Genomic DNA, 17,457 nt, shown 5'->3' on the forward strand with positions numbered 1-17,457 from the left:
GGGCCGAACGGCGCCGGGACCCCCGGACGCGGCGAGCACTCTCACCACCCGGCGGCTCCGGCTGGTGACGAGCACGCGGGGCACACCGCGACCGACGAGCACAGCGACGACCACAGCGGCCATGGCAGCGCCGAGCCGGCGCACGACCGGCACGGCGGAGCCGACGAGCACGCCATGCACGCTGACGACCACGCCGGCCACAGCGGACACGGTGAGCACCCCGACCAGACGGGTCACGCGGACCACAGCGAACACGCCGGCCACACCGGTCATGGAGGCCACGCCGGGCACGGAGGGCACGGGGACCACGTGGGACAGTTCCGGCGCCTGTTCTGGATCATGCTCGTGCTGGCCGTGCCGGTCGTCGGGCTGTCCGGCATGTTCGTGATGATCCTCGGCTACGCGCTGCCGGACCTCCCGGGCCTGGCCTGGGTGTCGCCAGTGCTCGGCACGGTCATGTACGTGTGGGGCGGGCGGCCGTTCCTCACCGGTGCCGTATCGGAGCTCAAGGCCCGCAAGCCCGGGATGATGCTGCTGATCGGGCTGGCGATCACAGTCGCGTTCCTCGCGTCCTGGGGTGCGAGCCTGGGGTTGCTGGAGCATCAGCTCGACTTCTGGTGGGAGCTGGCGCTGCTGATCGTGATCATGCTGCTCGGCCACTGGATCGAGATGCGGTCCCTGGCCCAGACGACGTCGGCACTGGACTCTCTGGCCGCGCTGCTGCCCGACGAGGCCGAGCGCATCGAGGGCGACCAGGCCGTCACCGTGGCGCCGGCCGACCTACGGGTGGGCGACGTGGTGGTCGTGCGCCCGGGCGGTCGGGTACCCGCTGACGGCCAGGTCGTGCAGGGCTCGGCCAGCATGGACGAGTCCATGATCACCGGAGAGTCGCGCCCGGTACGTCGCGCCGAAGGAGACCCAGTAGTCGCGGGCACGGTGGCGACCGACTCTGGCATGCGTGTCCAGGTCACCGCCATCGGCCAAGACACCGCCCTGGCCGGTATCCAGCGCCTGGTCACCGACGCCCAGAACTCCAGCTCCCGCGCCCAGCGCCTGGCCGACACCGCCGCCGGATGGCTGTTCTGGTTCGCCCTGGGCGCCGCCGTGATCACCGCGCTGGTCTGGTCGCTCGCCGGAATGCCGGACGACGCCGTCGTCCGCACGATCACCGTGCTGGTCATCGCCTGCCCCCACGCGCTGGGCCTGGCGATCCCCCTGGTGGTGTCCATCGCGACCGAGCGTGCGGCGCGCGGCGGGGTGCTCGTTAAGGACCGGCTCGCTCTGGAGAGCATGCGCACCGTCACCTCCGTGCTGTTCGACAAGACCGGGACGCTCACCAAGGGTCAGCCGACGGTCACCGAGGTCCACCCCACCGGCGACAACGAGACCGGCACCGTCCTGGCGCTGGCCGCTGCTGCCGAGTCCGACTCCGAGCACCCTCTGGCGCGCGCGATCGTGCAGGCGGCACGCTCCCGCAGCCTGCAGATCCCCGGTGCCGCCGACTTCACCTCGTCCCCTGCCGTAGGCGTCAGCGCCATGGTCGACGGCCGTCAGGTCGCCGTGGGCGGTCCCTACCTGCTCGAGCAGCACGGCACCGGTGAGCTCGACGTCGCCGACCGGTGGCGTACGGACGGCGCGATCATCCTGCACGTGCTGGTCGACGGTCAGGTCGCCGGTGCGCTCAAGCTCGCCGACGAGATCCGTCCTGAGTCGCGGGAAGCCGTCGACGCCCTGCACGCCCAGGGTGTCCAGGTCGTCATGATCACGGGTGACGCCGAGGCCGTGGCCAAGACCGTCGCCGACGAGCTCGGCATCGACAGGTACTTCGCCGGTGTGCGACCCGAGGACAAGTCGGCCAAGGTCCGCCAGCTGCAGGACGAGGGACGCAAGGTCGCGATGGTCGGCGACGGCGTCAACGACGCCCCTGCGCTCGCTCAGGCCGACGTCGGGATCGCGATCGGCGCCGGTACTGACGTCGCGATCGCGTCCGCCGGAGTGATCCTGGCGAGCGATGACCCACGTTCGGTGCTCTCGGTGATCGAGCTGTCCCGTGCGAGCTACCGCAAGATGAAGCAGAACCTGTGGTGGGCGGCCGGGTACAACCTCATCTCCGTGCCGCTGGCTGCGGGTGTGCTCGCTCCGATCGGGTTCGTCCTGCCGATGTCCATCGGCGCGATCCTGATGTCGCTGTCCACGATCGTCGTGGCGGCGAACGCCCAGCTCCTGCGCCGGCTGGATCTGCGGCCCGAGATCAGCGCCCGTACGATCCGCGACCGTGGCACGGTCACCCCGCAGGATCGCGAGCGCGTCGATAGCCTCAAGTGACGAGTGCGATCGTGACCATCCAGAGCTGGCGCCCCGTGGTCCGTCAGACGCGGACGCTCGCTCACGACCAGGCGTAGGCAGGTGGTTTCCGTGCGGCACCCGCCGTGGACTACTCTCCGTGACGTGCGCGTGATCTCGCTCCTCCGCTCGGCCGTCGCCGAGCCCGGGCGACGCCTGAACGGCGCTCTGATGATCCTCACGGTCATCATCGGCGTGGTCACCATGCACCAGATGAGCGGGTCCCCGGCCTCGCACGGTTACGGGCCGCACGACGCCTCCGTCGTCGCCACGCAGAGCGCCGTCGTCGATGGCCTGCCGCCGACGGTGACGCCGACCGCCCCGGTCACGACGGAACCCCACGGGCACGCGGGCGACTGCTGTGACGGGTGCGGCGGGCACGACGCCGCCATGGCGATGTGCCTCATGATCCTCGTCGCACTGCTGGCTCTCGTCGTACCCGTACGGCGTCTCCTGTGGCGGGCCCTGCCCGCGTGGTCTGTACCCCTGGCGCAGGTGGTGACCGACCTGCGTGCGGTTGCCGCACCTTCCTTGCACGAGCTCTGCATCTCCCGGACGTAGACCCGGCGTCGGCGCGCACCGCGCCGACCCCCACCAGCGCGACCACGCCCCGCGTGACGCGCCGATGAGTGCTACCCCGAAGATCGAGACGAACCAGAGGAAGATTTTGATGAAGCGCACCCTGATGTCCGCCGTTGTCCTGGCCGGCGCCCTCGCCCTGGCCGGCTGCTCAGGCTCGCAGGAGCCCGCGGACCACGACATGTCCACCATGGCCGGCTCGGAGTCCGGCGACGGAGCGGCCCACAACGAGGCGGACATGATGTTCGCGCAGATGATGATCCCGCACCACGAGCAGGCGGTCGAGATGGCGGACGTCGTCCTGGCGAAGAACGGGACGAACCCCGAGATCGCGGCGCTGGCCACCCAGATCAAGGCGGCGCAGGCCCCCGAGATCGAGCAGCTCGGCCAGTGGCTCGACTCGTGGGGCGCCGAGCGCACCGCGCAGGAGCACGACGGCCACGACGCGATGAGCGGCATGATGACCGAAGAGGACATGCAGGCACTGGAGGCGGCCACGCCCCCCGAGAGCGACCAGCTGTTCCTGGAGCAGATGATCGCGCACCACGAGGGCGCCGTCGAGATGGCGCAGACCGAGATCGAGGACGGCAGCGACCCGGCCGCCGTCGAGATGGCGCAGACCATCGTCGACACGCAGACCGCCGAGATCGGGACGATGGAGGACCTGCTCGCGTCCATGTGACCGACGTCCAGGTGACCGATGGGTGGTGCGCCGGCGACGAGCCGGCGCACCACCCGCTCGTGAGGAGTCCTTCATGTTCCGACCCTCCAGGGTCATGCACGCCTCGGCCCGGCTGGTCGTCGGCCTGCTGGCGGCGTTCGTGCTCGCGACGTGGTGCGCCCCGTTCGCCTCCGCCCACACCAAGATCGAGTCGACGGCGCCCGCCGCCGGCTCGACCTCCGACGTCCCCGTCGACGAGGTCGCGCTGAGGTTCACACTCCCGGTGACGCCGCTCGGCGACGGGATAGTCGTCGACGGACCCGCCGGCACGGTCGCGGCTGAGGTCGCCTCGGCCGAGGGCGGCCTCGTCCTCGTGGCGACACCGGGCGAACCGCTGGCTGCCGGCGACTACACGGTGTCCTGGACGGCCGCCGCCCAGGACGGCCACCCGCTGGAGGGCACCTTTGGCTTCACCGTCGCCGGAGCGGGCCCCGCCCCGAGTGGGTCCGCCGCTCCCGAGGAGCAGCCCGAGGACACCGGCGGGGAACACACCGACGGCCCGCACGGCGCCCACGACATGGGCAACATGGACGGGATGGACCACGACGCCATGGCGATGGACAGCCCGGCGAGCAACGCCGCCCAGGCTGTGGCGCGGCTGGGCAGCGCCGTCGCCCTCTGGGGCGCGCTGGTCGCCGCCGGCGCCCTGGCGTTCGCCGGTCTCGTGCTGCGTGCGGAGGACCGGGAGGACGTCCCCGTCGTACTCCGGGTGGTCCGCGGGTCGGGCCTGCTGATCCTGGGCGGTCTCGTCATCCACGTCGCCGCCGGTTCCGTACACCTGGCGCACGGCGACCTCGCCGCCGCAGTCTCGCCCTCCGCGATCGCGGACTCGCTCACCGATACCACCCGCTGGGCACTAGGCCTGCAGGCGGTCGGCGCGGTGTCGATCACGGTCGGGGCACGGCGCACCGTGCCAGGCTCGTGGCTCGCGATCCTCGGCGGCGTGCTCGTGGGCGCCGGGCACGTGCTCGGCGGCCACAGCAACACCGCCGAGCCGCGCTGGCTGGTCATGAGCGCCGACGTCGCGCACCTCGCGGCCGCCGCCACGTGGGTGGGCGGCGTCGTCGCGATGTGGATGTTGCTGCGCCGCCGCAGCCGTGACGGACGGGCCCTCGATGCCGCGCTGATCGGCGCCCGGTTCTCCGTCGTGGCGGCCGTGGCCGTCGCCGTGGTGGGCGCCGCCGGGGTGGTGCTGGCGGTCGAGATCGTCGACCGTCCGGCGCAGCTCTGGGAGAGCACCTGGGGGCTCCTCCTGCTCGCCAAGGTCGGTGTCGTCGTGGTGGTCGGGGCGATCGGTGCGTACAGCCACTTCCGGGTGGTGCCTCGCCTCGAGTCCAGGCGGTTCCGGCAGCGCAGCGCCCGCAAGGCGGGCAACCTGCTGCGCCGCAGCGCCACTCGCGAGACCTCGCTGATGGTGGTGATCGTGCTGATCACGGCCTGGCTTGTCGCAGCGTCCGTCACAGACTGACTTCAGCGCGGCGCATCAGTCCGGGCACCCTCCCGGGCGACCAGCAGATAGATCGCCGCGCTGAGGAGGGCGAGCGCGCCGACACCGGGGAACATGACCGCGCCGTTCCAGGTGGACAGCAGCACGCCGAGGAGCGGGGCCCACCGCGTACCCGGCGTTGGTGGCCAGGTACTGGTAGGAGAATCAGCGGACCGGTCGTCGCCCCTGACCGCGAGCCTGCTGCAGGCCCTGACCGCCCACCAGACCCGTCACGTGCTCGTGACCGACCTCGCCGGCGGGCGGCTTTCTACGCTGGTCAAGGCCGCCGTCGCTGCGCTCGGCGCGCTGCTGGCCCGCGGTAGCTGACTCAGGTGCCGGCCAGGACGCCCAGCTCGGTCAGCAGGGCCAGGACGCGGCGCTCGATCTCGTCGCGCACCGGCCGTACTCCCTCGGGTGTCCATCCCGCGGGGTCGGGCAGGGTCCACTCCTCGTAGCGCTTGCCGGGCAGGACCGGGCAGGCGTCCCCGCAGCCCATCGAGATCACCACGTCCGCGGCGCGAACGACCTCGTCCGTCCAGGGCTTGGGGAACTCCCCGGTGATGTCGATCCCGCGCTCGGCCATCACCTGGACCGCGACCGGACTGATCGTCTCGCCCGGTTCGGAACCACCTGACCAGCCCACCGCCTGGTCACCGGCGTGGTGCTGGAAGAAGCCAAGGGCCATCTGCGAGCGGCCCGCGTTGTGCACGCACAGGAACAGCACCGTCGGTGCCCCGGTGACATGAAGCCCGTCGACCCGGGCCAGGGCGCTCAGCCGCTGCCGCGCGAACTTCTCCGTCAGCACCGGCAAGAAGTTGGGCACCGTTGCCCCGGCAGCCAGCTCGGTATAGGAGGAGTGCAGGAAGCGGTCGATCGTCTCCTGCCCAAACGTGCCGTCGAACTCCCGCGCCAGGCGAGCGGCCGCTGAACCCAACGGCCCCTCCTGATCGATCGTGACCACGGCGTGGCCCCGGTCATTGCCATCGCCCTGCCTGTGGTGCTGGCTGGGGTTCTGGTTGTCGCTCTGCGGTGACATCGTCGTCATGCCTTCGTCCAGTGGCGCTGCTTCATCGGGTGGCACTGCTTCATCGAGCTGGTTCAACGGGTGGCGGTGAGCTGGGGTGCCAGGGTGTGGATGCGGGTGGCGAGGTCCTCGAACGCCGCGTCGAACGCTGCCTTCGACCCGTCGCGGACCGGGTCGGGCACCGACCAGTGCAACCGGCCCGCGTCGCCGAGCTCCTCGTGCGCGGTGTCGCAGACCGTCACCACGAAGTCGTCCACGTGGAGCACGTCGTCCAGGGCGCGTGGGGCACGGACCTGCAAGGTCAGGCCGTGCCGACTCGCGGTCGCCATCGCACCCGGCTCGATCGCCTCGGCCGGATGCGTGCCCGCGGAGGCGACCGGGATGTCACTGGTGTCGTGCCACAGGGCTGCGGCCAGCTGCGAGCGGGCGGAGTTGCCGGTGCAGACGAACACCACCCGCCGGACCGCCAGCGCTGAGAACGGGACCAGGCCGTCGAACGCGCCCGGCGCGAGGTGCAGGTAGGTGCGGCGTCGGTCCGCCTCGGACCGGGTGCGCACGATCAGCCCCACCTGCTGAAGCTGGTTGAGGTGATGGGCCAGCAGGCTGGAGGAGATCCCCAGCTGGCCCTGCACCTCCACGGGGGCGACGTCACCCAGGGTGAGCAGGTCCACGATCCGCAGCCGCACCGGATCGGCCAGCGCCGCGTACCGCGCCGCCCGCCCTGTCAGATCATTTCCCTCAATGTTCATTACCTCAATCTTGACTGAGTGATCCTCGGCCCGTCAAGATGATGCTGCGATGAACACCACTCCCGAACCCGCCCCGCTCTGGCGGCGGGCCAGCGCAGAACTCGTCGGCACGGGCCTGCTCGTGACCGTCGTGGTCGGCTCCGGTATCGCCGCCCAACGGCTCTCCCCGGACGACGTCGGACTCCAGCTCCTGGAGAACAGCCTTGCCACCGCGCTCGGCCTGACGATCCTGATCCTGGTTTTCCAGAGCGTCTCGGGTGCGCACTTCAACCCCGTCGTCACCCTCGCTGACCGCGTCCTGGGCGCGCGGGTGCGCGGGGCGGAGATCGCCGTGTACGTCACTGCGCAGATCGTGGGCGCCGTCGGCGGCGCGGTCCTGGCGGGCCTCATGTTCGAGACCCCGACCGCGCTGTCCGCCACCGACCGTGCCGCCCCCGGGCATCTGCTCGGGGAGGTCGTGGCCACCGCCGGGCTGGTCCTGGTGATCTTCGCCCTGGTCCGCACTGGCCGTATTGCCCTGGTCGCCCCGGCCGTGGGCGCTTACATCGGCGCGGCCTACTGGTTCACGTCCTCGACCTCGTTCGCCAACCCCGCGGTCACGATCGGCCGCATCTTCACCGACACCTTCGCCGGCATCGCCCCGGCCTCCACGCCCTGGTACCTGGCCGCCCAGCTCCTGGGCGGCGCTCTCGGTGTCGGGCTGGTCCTGCTGTTCTTCCCGCACCGACTTCCGCATCGAGAGGCATCCGCATGACCCACCTGATCGCGATCGGCGGCTCCGACGCCGGCATCTCCGCCGCACTGCGTGCCCGCGAGCTCGACCCGACCACCGACGTCAGCGTCGTCGTGGCCGACCAGTACCCGAACTTCTCCATCTGCGGCATCCCGTACTACTTCACCGGCGAGGTCGCCCCCTGGCAGTCCCTGGCCCACCGCACCACGGCTGACCTCGAAGCCACGGGCATGACCTTGCGCCTGAACACCCTCGCCACCGGCATCGATGTTCCCGGGCAGCGACTGACGGTGCGTACCCCGGACGGCACGAGCCAGGACCTGGCCTACGACGAGCTGATCGTCGGCACCGGCGCCATCCCGTCCTACGCCGGCATCACCGGCCTGGACGACCTCACGCCGGCCGACGGGGTGCACGTCATCCACTCCATGGGCGACACCTTCGCCCTGGACCAGGACCTCACCCAGCGCCAGCCCGCCTCCGCGATCATCGTCGGTGCCGGCTACGTCGGCCTGGAGATGGCCGAGGCCTTCACCGCCCGCGGCATGCGCGTCACCCAGCTCCAGCGCGGCCCCGAGGTGCTGTCCACCCTGGACCCCGAGCTCGGCGCACTGGTCCACGACGAGCTCACCACCCACGGCGTGGACGTCATCACGAACACCACCGTCAGCGGCATCCAGAAGACCCCGGCCGGGCTCACCGTCACCGGTGTCCAGCACGGCGAGCCGTTCGTGCAGAGCGCCGACCTCGTGCTCGTCGTGGTCGGGGTGCGCCCCAACACCGCGCTCCTGGAGAACGCCGGCGCCAGCCTCGGCGCCGGGGGAGCAGTCGTGGTCGACGAGCACATGCACACCGGCCTGCCACATGTCTGGGCCGCCGGCGACGGCATCATCACCCACCACCGCCTCCTCGGCCCGACCTACCTCCCGCTGGGCACCACCGCCCACAAGCAAGGCCGCATCGCCGGAGAGAACGCCCTGGGCGGCGACCGGAAGTTCGCCGGGTCCGTAGGCACCCAGGTCGTCAAGGTCTTCGACCTCGTCGCCGCGCGCACCGGACTGCGCGACCACGAAGCCACCGCCGCCGGATACACGCCCTCGACCGTCACGGCCGCCGCCGACGACCACAAGCGGTACTACCCCGGAGCTCACCCCATCCACTTCCGCATCACCGGCGACACCCGCGACGGGCGCCTCCTGGGCGCCCAGCTCGTCGGGAAACGTGGGACCGAGGTCGCCAAGCGCGTCGACACCTTCGCCACCGCCCTGCACACCGGCCTGACCATCGACCAGATCAGCGACCTCGACCTCTCCTACACCCCGCCGCTCGGGTCCCCGTGGGACGCCGTCCAGGTCGCCGCTCAAACATGGCAAACCACTCAACGGCTCACGCCAGCAACCGCATAACCCCCCCAGCACTCATCGACGGCGGGCGGGGTCTGGCAGTGACACTCAGCGTGGCCTGGTTACGGTGACCGGGTGGGGACAAAGCAAGCGAAGCGGTTCATGGCCGTCGTGCGGATCGACGAGCGCGGGCGCACCCATGTGCCGGTTCCGTTCGAGCCGGACGATGCCTGGGGCGCCAAGCCGCGCCATCACGTCACCGGGACCTTGAACGGGCTGGGGTTGCGCGGCGTGCTCGACCGGTCAGCGCACGGCTACGTGCTCGTCCTGGGGCCGGCGTGGTGCCGGGACGTACGGCTCACTACCGGCGACCGGGTCGAGGCAGTCCTCGTCCCCGAGGGGCCACAACGCGCTGATCTGCCGACGGACATCGCGGTTGCCCTGGACGCGGCGCCGGATGCCGGTGCCTTCTTCGACTCGCTCGCCCAGTTCTACCGCAATGCCTACCTGCGCTGGATCGAGGCGACCAAACGCCGCCCCGAGCAGCGCCCGGTGCGGATCGCCGAGGTCGTCCGCCTGCTCCAGGACGGCCAGAAGGAACGTCCGAAAAGCTGAGCTCGCAGAGATCGGCGCCCCTGTCCGGGTCGTCTTGCCCAGGCTCACGCGCGGAGCGCGCCCAGGACCTGTGCTCGGGTAGGCAGGTCAAGCCGGCAGCAGGTGGCAGACATCACGGCTTGACCGGTAGCGACGTCCAGGCCTTCCACGACCAGGGTCGGGGACGGGTACTGGCCGGTCAGGACCTGCACGTCCAGGTCGATACCGGACTGGACCCGACACTCCTCGACCAGTGCCAACAAACGGTCGACCAGAGGGCAGCCCGGAACCTGCAGCACCTGAACCTGGCGCTGCGTCGAGGTGCTCGCATCGTCGATCATTGCCGTCCTCCGTTCAGATCGGGTGGTTCGAGCCGGTAGGTGCTCATGCAGGCCGTGGTGCGTACATGATGATCGCGACGCCGATCAGACAGATCAGGGCCCCGGTCACGTCCCACCGGTCGGGTCGGAACCCGTCGACGACCATGCCCCAGGCCAGCGACCCGGCGACGAACACGCCGCCGTAGGCGGCCAGGATCCGTCCGAAGTTCGCATCGGGCTGGAGGCTGGCGAACACGCCGTAGATTCCCAGCGCGATGACCCCGGTCCCGATCCAGACCCAGCCACGGTGCTCCCGGATGCCCTGCCAGACCAGCCAGGCGCCGCCGATCTCGAACACCGCCGCGCCGAGGAACAGTGCGATCGAGTACAGAACCGTCATCGGGCCGCCGCCCGAACCGGCATGGAGTCGTCGGGCAAGAGGTCTGCGAGCATCGCCGCGGCCTGCGGCGGTGCCGTGATGGTCAGGTCGAACGTGGGGCCGAACAGGTCGATGCGGAAGCGGTAGAACCCGCAGCAGTCCTGCTCGGCAGCGGCAAGCGCGGTAGCGCGCTCCAGCGCCGGCGTCGGCAGCGTCACTCGCACCCCGCCGTCGACATCGGTACGGGACCCGCCACCGATCAAGACCTGCCACGCGGCGACGCGTTCGGCGTAGTCACCGGCTCCCAGGGTGCACGCGATCGGGGTCGGCTCAGGCCCGACGGCGGGCAGCAGCCTGATCGGGTCCGTGATCGTGGCACTCTCCTGGTCGAGGAACGTGCATGCCGTCTCGCACGGGCCGTCCCGGTCGGGCAACGCGTCCAGGCGCTCGATCGCCGTCGCCAGTGTGGCCCGCAGTCCCTCCAGAGCGACAAGCCGCTCGGCGACCTGCCCGGCCCGCTGCGCCAGCAAGGGCCGGTACCTGGCTCGTACGCTGCGGCATGGTTCGGACTCCCATGCCGTCGCCAGCTCGCGAACCGCAGGTAGCGGCAGGTCCAGGTGCTTGGCCTGGGTGATGAACGCCAGCCGGTCTACGGCGTCCGGTCCGTACATCCGGTACCCGTTGCCTGCGCGATCCGCGGGGAGCAAACCCTCGGCCTCGTAGTACCGCAGCGTCGAAGCGGTCATCCCGCTGCGCCGCGACAGTTCACCGATCCGTATCCCGTCCATGCCCCGACCGTAAACCTTCAGGTCGACTCGAAGGTCAAGCGCCACATGGTCGTCGTCGATGAGCACCCCGTCGTGTGCTCGCCTCGCCATGTCTCGAAGTCTGTGAATTTGTTGCGCTCGGTCACCCATCGACGAACCTCGAGCGGAGGGGTCAGGTCGGTCCTCCGTGCTACATCAAGTGCTTCAACCTCGACATCCGTCGCTGCAATCTGCAATCGGCCAAGGGCACCGGTGAGTTGCCTGAGCTCAAGGGATAACCTCGCTATCGGTGACGCTAGCCACCCCGTGAGTTCAAGCCGGGACTGCCTGCAGAGTTCCTGAACTCACGGGGCTGCGGTCATCGCTCAGTGGGAATCGGCGGGACGGCCCGGAGTCAGCGCAGCGGCCACCAGCGCCCCGCCGCCCGCGACGAACGCCATCACGACGAAGCCGTTCGTGAACCCGGTGAGGGTGTCTCCGACGAGACTGGCCGCCGCGACGCTGGACACGACCGCGGCCCCGATGGACGCTCCGAACTCGTGGAACGTGCTCACGAGGCCTGAGGCGACGCCGGCCTCGTGGGGGGCGACCTGACCGAGCGCAGTCGCAGATGCGACGACATAGAGCGCGCCGGTCCCGGCCCCCGCGATCGCGACGCCCACGGTCACGGCGACGGGCTGCGTCCAGAGTGCGGGCACGGCAAGTCCGATCGCCGCGACGAGCAGGCCAGTCACGGCCAGGGTGCGCGCGCCGAGGCGGGCGATGGCACGGCCGGTGAGGTTCGCGCCGAGCATCGTGGCCAGCGCGACCGGGAGGAACAGCAGGCCGGTCTGCAGTGCGCCGTAGCCGCGTGCGTGCTGGAAGTAGAACGTGCCCAGGAAGAACACGGCGATCATCAGGATCGTCGCCATCAGGATGAGGAAGGTGCCGGTCGCCACCGGGCGCCGCGCGAGCAGGGCGACATCCATGAGCGGTGAACGCGTAGTCCGCTGCCAGAGCACGAACACGATGTAGCCGGCGACGGCCAGCAGCACGAGCCACCCGGTGGTTGACGTCAGCCACCCGTCCTCTCCGGCGTTGATCAGCGCGTAGATCAGCGAGCCCGACGAAGCGGTGACCAGCAGCGCGCCGAGCACGTCGAGCCGGGCGCGCGGTACTGCCCCGCTCTGCTGGGGCAGCAGGACGGCGAGGCCGACAAGGATCACCAGGCCGATCGGGACGTTGACGTAGAAGACCCAAGGCCAGCCCGGTCCGGCGGTGAGCAGCCCGCCGACCAGGAGGCCGAGGGCCGCGCCGCCGCCGCCGAGCGCGGACCACACACCGAGGGCCTTGTTCCGCTCCTCGCCGTCGAACAGTGTCACGACCAGCGACAGCGCCGCCGGTGACAGCAGCGCCGCGCCGACGCCCTGGGCGATGCGACCGCCCAGCAGCAGGACGGTGGAGTCAGCCAGCCCAGTCAGCAGCGACGCGGCCGTGAAGATCAGCAGGCCGGCGAGCACCACCCGCTTCGCCCCGACCAGGTCGGCAAGCCGCCCGCCCAACAGCATCAGACCGCCGAACGTCAGCGTGTACGCGCTCACCATCCAGGTCAGTGCCGCCCGGCTCAGGCCCAGATCGGTCTCGATGTGCGGCAAGGCGATGGCTACGACCGTCACGTCGAGGATCAGCATGAGCTGCGCCACCCCGAGGAACCCCAGGATGCGCCACCGCAACGGATGCCCAGCATCCCGCTGTGGGGCTGCTGCGCTGGTCTTGTTCGTTGTCATCGCCGTCCTCCATGGACTAATTCGTATGTCGAAGTACGAGTTACAAGCGGCAGCATAACCCGTATATTCCCGTACGAGATAGGCTGGGTGGCATGAGCACCGATACCCGCCCGCGGAGGCGAGCCGACGCCGAGCGCAGCATCGCCCGCATCGTGTCCGCGGCACGCGTCAGCCTCAGCGAAGACCCGGACGCGACCATCGATGCCATCGCCACGGCAGCGGGCGTGGGCCGGATGACGCTCTACGGACACTTCAAGACCCGCGCGGATCTGGTGGAGGCGGCTCTCGTCGACGCGCTGCGGGCCGGAGAGGAGACGCTGTCCGCCGTCGATCTCGGCGGCGACGCACGCGACGCCCTGGACCGGTTGCTCGCGTCCAGCTGGGCGCTGGTCGCGGAGTCAGCGGCGCTGCTTGCCGCCGCCCAGGGCGTCCTGCCCGCCGGCCGCATCCGTGAGCTGCACGCGGGTCCGGGAGAACGCATCGAGGAACTCATCCGCCGTGGCCAGCACGAGGGCGCGTTCCGCACTGACCTTCCGATCGAGTGGCTGGTGAACGTCGTGCACTATGTCCTGCACGGCGCCGCCGAGGAGAACCGCGCCGGACGCATCAAGACCACAGACGTCGCCGACATCATCACCGCGACCGTGCGGTCGATCCTCGACCTCCACACGTAGGCCTGCAGGACAACACCGGCGCCGTCGTCGCGGCACTGTCCGCAACCGTGCCCCTGAAAGCCGCGCCGTCCACGATCGTGCTCGACCCCAGTCGCATGGTCGCCGCATACGTAATCGGCGAGGTCGACCGTTCGACCCTGGAGACCCTGATCAAGGACGCACTCGCCGAAGCTGGACCGGACAGCAGCAGGGTAGGGAGCCGTGCGGCGTCGTCAGGCGGCGTGCTCCGCACCGCCGGGGTGATGGCCGTGCCGCTCACCGCGTCGATGAGCGGACCCAACGGGAGAGGCGCTCACCGGTGTTCCTCGTCAGTCGAGCGCGTCGGGCCCCGCCTCGTCGTTGTCGGCCTGCCGCAGCTGCCGTTCGGCCTGGTGCTTCTTCTCAGCGATGTGCCGCAGGTTCTCCTCGAGCGCGGAAACCTCGCCGAGCCATTGCAGACGGTGGGCCTCCTCGAGCCGTTCGTGGGTGTTGCGTTCGATCTGGAGCAGGCGTGGCATCTGGGTAGGAGCCATGCGGAGCATCGGGCAGCGGACGCAGGCGTGTTCGTGCTGGCAGGGGGTTCCGTAGGGGCGTTCGCAGGTGCCGAGGGCGACTTTGCGGAGGCTGAAGTGGTCGCGGAACTCGTTCCACTCGGCGTCGCTGGGTTCGCGGTACTCCTCGCTCGGGCGGCGTTGCCGACGTTCGTCGACGAAGGCTCGGTAGCGGCTGATGACTTCTTCGGGGTAGACGGCGACGTAGCCCTGGGTGGTGTTCAGGTCCAGGTGGCCGAGTAGCTTCGCGGCGATGTGGATCGGCAGTCCGCCGTTGACGACCTCGGTGGAGAACACGCGGCGGAAGTCGTGCGGGGTGAACCGCAGCGGTGTTCCGTCGACGTCGCGCAGGTCGGCCCGCCCTGCGACCTTGCGCAGCAGCTTGCGGATGCGTTCGGTGGAGATGACCTGGCGCTGGTAGTTGACGACGTGCTGGAACAGGTGCGGCAGGGGCGGACCGAAGATCTGTTCGTGCTCGTCGAAACGCTGGACCAATGGGACGCGTCCCTCGTCGTCCTTGACCCGGCGGATGATCTTCGCCAGCACGGAGACGAGAACAGGGTCGGCGGGGATGACGCGTTCGGCGTCGGTCTTGGACGGGCTGATCTGCAGCAGGGGCACCATCTCGCCGGTGGGCGCCTGGTACTGGCGCAGGCCCACGTGCGTCAGCTCCAGGAGTTCCTCGACCCGGACTCCGGTGCGGCGCAGGACCTCGATCGTGGCCCAGGTCCAGAACGCGTCGGTGTCACGTTGCGCGACATCGAACCGGGGCCCGGGATCGTCGTCGAGGGCGACGGCATTGATCTTCCACGTGGTCTTGGTGCGCTGGTAGCGGCGCCCGTCGATGATGACCTCGGCCAACGGTTCCGTGTTCTGCATCGCGGCCAGGAGCTTGCCGGTGTGCTCGAGCTCAGCCTGGGCGGTGGCGACCAGGCGTGGCAGGACCGGGACCAGGGTGCGGGTGCGCGCCTGCATGCGCGCCTTCAGGAGGCGGAGTTCCTTGATCTTGCCTCGGGTATCGGCCTCGGTGATCGGGCTCGGAGCGGCCCACTGCGCCCAGCGGGCTGGGTCTTCCAGTGCCCACTGCTGCAGGTCGAGGTAGAGAGCCCGGACCACGAGGAGGATGAGGTGGGTGCCCTTGCGCGGGCTGCCGTCGGGCAGGACCCGCAACCGTTCCTTCCATCCCTGGATGGCTTCGTCGGACAGTCGTAGGGAGTTGATCCCGGGGTGGTGGCGCTCCAGGTCGCACCAGAACAGGCCGGCCAGGAGCTGGACCTGACTGCTCAGGGTGCTGTAGTCCAGGACCGTCGAGCGTTCCACGAGGTAGTGCACGAGCAGGTCACGAACCCCGGCATCGACGATCGGGTAGCGGTCGACGAGCTCGGCAACCGTCAGCTGCCCGCGGGCTATAGCCTGCCGCAGCGTCGGGGGCTGACCGACGAGCCCGCCGATCGCCTGCAGCGCCTCGTAGGCCAGGGGCAGGCCAATGCTAGGACGCCCCGAGGCAGCTCGCGCGGCCCGGTAGGTGTTGAAGTCGGCCGTATCGATGTCTCGCGGCGACTTACCGGTCACGATCGCGATGTGCGTCAGCACGGTCAACGCGTAGGCGGCGTAGCTGCCCGTGTCCGCGCGAGCGGTGTGCGGCTCGATCGCAGCGAAGACGGCGGGGTGATTGTGCTGGCGAAACTGGGCGTAGACCCCGAGCAGGCGGCTGGCGAAGAACCACGCGTACGTGGGCCGGATCGCGCGCAGCACGATCAGCATCCTGATGCCCGAGGTCAGCGAATGCCGAGCCTTTGGATGGACGTCCGGGAGCCACCGGTGACCGACCTGGTCGGAACCGCTGTACAGCCACCGCTCCTGCCAGTCCCCGCCGTCGAAGGTCTCCAGCCAGTGCAGGGCACGACTCAGCGCCAGGGAGTGCTCCGCACGTTGCCGGGAGGAGGACCCACCTTCCAGCAACCCCTCGGCCAGGCGAACCAGCTCTTGCCGCGTTGCTCCCTCCTGGCCCGGCAGCGCCGGGACGTAGGCTGGAACGGCTGGGGCGGTGAGCACGCCGGGCTCCCGCCGGCTGACCGGTGTCACGCGGGTCGTCTGCCCGTGCCGCCCGACCATCAGTGCTCCCCGAACACGTCGGACAGATCCTGCTCGTCGTAGGTCCACCCGGCGAGCGGACGCGGTTCGGGTCTCGGGCGGGTGTAGTGCTCGTGAACCCTGGCGATCACCTCGTCGACGCGAGGCCGCAGGTAGAGGCCCGTGGTCGTGATCTGCCGGTGTCGCAAGACCTGCTGGACGTCGACGAGGGTGACCTGCGGGTCCGCGATCAGCCGGAGCCCGAGAGTGTGCCGCAGGTCGTGCAATGTGACGTTCGCGCCGATCGACTCGTTGATGCGCCGCAGCACCGCGCGCACCGCGGTGTAGGTCAGCGGCCTGAGCGGGTTACGTCGGGTCCACCACAGGGGCTCGTCCGGCTCGGGCCGGTGCCCCTCACCTGTGAGCTCGCCGAGGTAGAGAGCGAGCCACGTGAACGCCTCCGGCGCCGCCGGGCACGCCTGCTTGATCCCACCCAGGCCCTTGGTCGCTACGTAGATGCGCCCCTCGCCCGGGTGAGCATCCCCGACGCTCATGCCCAGCAGCTCCGAGGCCCGGGCACCGCTGGACAGGTACATGCTGAACATGGCCCTGTCCCTGTTGCAGCCGAGCCGGGAGAACAGGTCGTCCAGGACGTCGTCGGGCACCGCACGCGGGGGCAGTTCTGGCTGCTTCTGCCGGTAGCTGCCCCGCTTGTGCGACGCGAACGGCTCCATCGGGTTGTGATGGGAGTAGACCCGCCCGCCACGACGAGACTGCGCCGGCACGGGCGAGACGATCGGCCCTCTGCCGGTCCGGACGTGGAAGGCGTAGAACGCCGCGACGACCGACAACGCATGGTTGATCGTGGCCGGCGCATATCCCGCAGACAGCGACGACTTCCCGGTCCGAGCGTTGATCGCCCCCGGCGCCGACGCACCAGGCCGCGACCGCTCCCTGGCCGGGTTGACGCTCGTGCGCAACCACAGCACGAAGTCACGGACCTCTGCGCGCTGTACCCGGTTCCACGGCACATCTACCGCGGCCAGAAACCGGAACCAGCGCAGCAGATCGTATGCGTACGACCGGCATGACGAGGTCCCGTTCCCACATGCGAGCAGCTCGCGCAGGAACTCGCTGACCGGCTCGATCGCCATACCTGCGCCGTCGCACACGACCCACGGCAGATCCGCCGCGCGGGTCGGCCGGACCGCGCCGCTGCGTGTCACGACGAGTTCCGCGACCGAACGGCTGCCGTCTTCCCCATCTACGTCCGGTGTCATTGCTGCTGCTCCTCAAGGTCGGGCCAGAGGGCATCAGCGTCGGTGCTGCCAGCGCGTGCTACCCGGACGACACGCCAGTAGTGCGGTCAACAAGAC

General features: G+C 70.1%; 17 protein-coding genes. 9 read left to right on the plus strand and 8 right to left on the minus strand.

Annotation, left to right across the window (positions count from 1 at the left end; translation table 11 throughout):
* Positions 1–174 precede the first annotated feature (174 nt).
* The 5 genes from ACFS27_RS13150 (at position 175) to ACFS27_RS13170 (ending at position 5,456) form a co-directional block, all read left to right on the plus strand.
* A complete protein-coding gene (locus ACFS27_RS13150; protein ID WP_377183712.1) occupies positions 175–2,325 on the plus strand; it encodes a heavy metal translocating P-type ATPase in 2,151 nt (716 codons plus the stop codon).
* A 123-nt stretch (positions 2,326–2,448) separates the two neighbouring features.
* The gene (locus tag ACFS27_RS13155; RefSeq protein WP_377183520.1) at positions 2,449–2,904 is read left to right on the plus strand and encodes a DUF6153 family protein; all 456 of its coding nucleotides are present in this window, start codon (positions 2,449–2,451) and stop codon (positions 2,902–2,904) included.
* Positions 2,905–3,013: 109 nt separating this feature from the next.
* Positions 3,014–3,604, plus strand: a complete 591-nt coding sequence (locus tag ACFS27_RS13160; protein WP_377183522.1) for a DUF305 domain-containing protein — start codon at positions 3,014–3,016, stop codon at positions 3,602–3,604.
* 73 nt (positions 3,605–3,677) lie between these two features.
* Positions 3,678–5,111, plus strand: a complete 1,434-nt coding sequence (locus ACFS27_RS13165) for a copper resistance CopC/CopD family protein (RefSeq protein ID WP_377183524.1) — start codon at positions 3,678–3,680, stop codon at positions 5,109–5,111.
* A gap of 93 nt (positions 5,112–5,204) precedes the next feature.
* Positions 5,205–5,456, plus strand: coding sequence for a hypothetical protein (locus ACFS27_RS13170; RefSeq protein ID WP_377183526.1), 252 nt, complete (start codon positions 5,205–5,207; stop codon positions 5,454–5,456).
* 1 nt (position 5,457) lies between these two features.
* Here ACFS27_RS13170 and ACFS27_RS13175 read toward each other — a convergent pair whose 3' ends face one another.
* Both ACFS27_RS13175 and ACFS27_RS13180 read right to left on the minus strand, forming a co-directional pair.
* The gene (locus ACFS27_RS13175) at positions 5,458–6,174 is read right to left on the minus strand and encodes an arsenate reductase ArsC (protein WP_377183528.1); all 717 of its coding nucleotides are present in this window, start codon (positions 6,172–6,174) and stop codon (positions 5,458–5,460) included.
* 53 nt (positions 6,175–6,227) lie between these two features.
* Positions 6,228–6,902: an arsenate reductase/protein-tyrosine-phosphatase family protein gene (locus ACFS27_RS13180; RefSeq protein ID WP_377183530.1), complete on the minus strand. Its 675-nt coding sequence runs from the start codon at positions 6,900–6,902 to the stop codon at positions 6,228–6,230.
* Between the two features lie 49 nt (positions 6,903–6,951).
* Between ACFS27_RS13180 and ACFS27_RS13185 the strand changes: the two genes are divergently transcribed.
* The 3 genes from ACFS27_RS13185 (at position 6,952) to ACFS27_RS13195 (ending at position 9,593) form a co-directional block, all read left to right on the plus strand.
* On the plus strand, positions 6,952–7,656 hold the full coding sequence (locus ACFS27_RS13185) for an aquaporin (protein ID WP_377183532.1): 705 nt from the start codon (positions 6,952–6,954) through the stop codon (positions 7,654–7,656).
* Positions 7,653–9,041 (plus strand): FAD-dependent oxidoreductase, encoded by a 1,389-nt coding sequence (locus tag ACFS27_RS13190; protein ID WP_377183534.1) that lies wholly within the window; start codon positions 7,653–7,655, stop codon positions 9,039–9,041. Before ACFS27_RS13185 ends, ACFS27_RS13190 begins: the two co-directional genes overlap by 4 nt.
* A gap of 99 nt (positions 9,042–9,140) precedes the next feature.
* Complete coding sequence (locus tag ACFS27_RS13195) at positions 9,141–9,593, plus strand: YdeI/OmpD-associated family protein (RefSeq protein WP_377183536.1); 453 nt, start codon at positions 9,141–9,143, stop codon at positions 9,591–9,593.
* A gap of 44 nt (positions 9,594–9,637) precedes the next feature.
* Here the strand turns inward: ACFS27_RS13195 and ACFS27_RS13200 are convergent, their stop codons facing one another.
* The 4 genes from ACFS27_RS13200 to ACFS27_RS13215 all read right to left on the minus strand — a co-directional run bounded on the left by ACFS27_RS13200 (position 9,638) and on the right by ACFS27_RS13215 (position 12,804).
* Positions 9,638–9,913 carry an alkylmercury lyase gene (locus tag ACFS27_RS13200; protein WP_377183538.1) on the minus strand — a complete coding sequence of 92 codons (276 nt, stop codon included), beginning with the start codon at positions 9,911–9,913 and terminating at the stop codon, positions 9,638–9,640.
* A 43-nt stretch (positions 9,914–9,956) separates the two neighbouring features.
* On the minus strand, positions 9,957–10,292 hold the full coding sequence (locus tag ACFS27_RS13205) for a YnfA family protein (protein WP_377183540.1): 336 nt from the start codon (positions 10,290–10,292) through the stop codon (positions 9,957–9,959).
* On the minus strand, positions 10,289–11,059 hold the full coding sequence (locus tag ACFS27_RS13210; protein WP_377183542.1) for a MerR family transcriptional regulator: 771 nt from the start codon (positions 11,057–11,059) through the stop codon (positions 10,289–10,291). The genes ACFS27_RS13205 and ACFS27_RS13210 overlap by 4 nt, the downstream gene beginning before the upstream one ends.
* Before the next feature lie 344 nt (positions 11,060–11,403).
* Positions 11,404–12,804, minus strand: coding sequence for an MFS transporter (locus tag ACFS27_RS13215; protein ID WP_377183544.1), 1,401 nt, complete (start codon positions 12,802–12,804; stop codon positions 11,404–11,406).
* 92 nt (positions 12,805–12,896) lie between these two features.
* Between ACFS27_RS13215 and ACFS27_RS13220 the strand changes: the two genes are divergently transcribed.
* Positions 12,897–13,478 (plus strand): TetR/AcrR family transcriptional regulator, encoded by a 582-nt coding sequence (locus ACFS27_RS13220; protein WP_377183546.1) that lies wholly within the window; start codon positions 12,897–12,899, stop codon positions 13,476–13,478.
* Between the two features lie 308 nt (positions 13,479–13,786).
* On the opposite strand, the gene ACFS27_RS13225 is transcribed toward ACFS27_RS13220, so the two are convergent.
* Positions 13,787–16,123 (minus strand): tyrosine-type recombinase/integrase, encoded by a 2,337-nt coding sequence (locus ACFS27_RS13225; protein ID WP_377183548.1) that lies wholly within the window; start codon positions 16,121–16,123, stop codon positions 13,787–13,789.
* Positions 16,123–17,307 carry a tyrosine-type recombinase/integrase gene (locus ACFS27_RS13230; RefSeq protein WP_377183550.1) on the minus strand — a complete coding sequence of 395 codons (1,185 nt, stop codon included), beginning with the start codon at positions 17,305–17,307 and terminating at the stop codon, positions 16,123–16,125. The genes ACFS27_RS13225 and ACFS27_RS13230 overlap by 1 nt, the downstream gene beginning before the upstream one ends.
* Positions 17,308–17,457 lie beyond the last annotated feature (150 nt).

Origin of the sequence: Promicromonospora vindobonensis (assembly GCF_042685865.1) — a bacterium.
In the GTDB taxonomy this organism is placed as follows: domain Bacteria; phylum Actinomycetota; class Actinomycetes; order Actinomycetales; family Cellulomonadaceae; genus Promicromonospora; species Promicromonospora vindobonensis.

Excerpts from the sequence above, each read along its gene's own strand:
- ACFS27_RS13150 (WP_377183712.1), top strand. The coding sequence starts at position 175 with ATGCACGCTGACGACCACGCCGGCCACAGCGGACACGGTGAGCACCCC.
- ACFS27_RS13160 (WP_377183522.1), top strand. The coding sequence starts at position 3,014 with ATGAAGCGCACCCTGATGTCCGCCGTTGTCCTGGCCGGCGCCCTCGCC.
- ACFS27_RS13165 (WP_377183524.1), top strand. The coding sequence starts at position 3,678 with ATGTTCCGACCCTCCAGGGTCATGCACGCCTCGGCCCGGCTGGTCGTC.
- ACFS27_RS13170 (WP_377183526.1), top strand. The coding sequence starts at position 5,205 with ATGACCGCGCCGTTCCAGGTGGACAGCAGCACGCCGAGGAGCGGGGCC.
- ACFS27_RS13175 (WP_377183528.1), bottom strand. The coding sequence starts at position 6,174 with ATGACGACGATGTCACCGCAGAGCGACAACCAGAACCCCAGCCAGCAC.
- ACFS27_RS13180 (WP_377183530.1), bottom strand. The coding sequence starts at position 6,902 with ATGAACATTGAGGGAAATGATCTGACAGGGCGGGCGGCGCGGTACGCG.
- ACFS27_RS13185 (WP_377183532.1), top strand. The coding sequence starts at position 6,952 with ATGAACACCACTCCCGAACCCGCCCCGCTCTGGCGGCGGGCCAGCGCA.
- ACFS27_RS13190 (WP_377183534.1), top strand. The coding sequence starts at position 7,653 with ATGACCCACCTGATCGCGATCGGCGGCTCCGACGCCGGCATCTCCGCC.
- ACFS27_RS13195 (WP_377183536.1), top strand. The coding sequence starts at position 9,141 with ATGGCCGTCGTGCGGATCGACGAGCGCGGGCGCACCCATGTGCCGGTT.
- ACFS27_RS13200 (WP_377183538.1), bottom strand. The coding sequence starts at position 9,913 with ATGATCGACGATGCGAGCACCTCGACGCAGCGCCAGGTTCAGGTGCTG.
- ACFS27_RS13205 (WP_377183540.1), bottom strand. The coding sequence starts at position 10,292 with ATGACGGTTCTGTACTCGATCGCACTGTTCCTCGGCGCGGCGGTGTTC.
- ACFS27_RS13210 (WP_377183542.1), bottom strand. The coding sequence starts at position 11,059 with ATGGACGGGATACGGATCGGTGAACTGTCGCGGCGCAGCGGGATGACC.
- ACFS27_RS13215 (WP_377183544.1), bottom strand. The coding sequence starts at position 12,804 with ATGACAACGAACAAGACCAGCGCAGCAGCCCCACAGCGGGATGCTGGG.
- ACFS27_RS13220 (WP_377183546.1), top strand. The coding sequence starts at position 12,897 with ATGAGCACCGATACCCGCCCGCGGAGGCGAGCCGACGCCGAGCGCAGC.
- ACFS27_RS13225 (WP_377183548.1), bottom strand. The coding sequence starts at position 16,123 with ATGGTCGGGCGGCACGGGCAGACGACCCGCGTGACACCGGTCAGCCGG.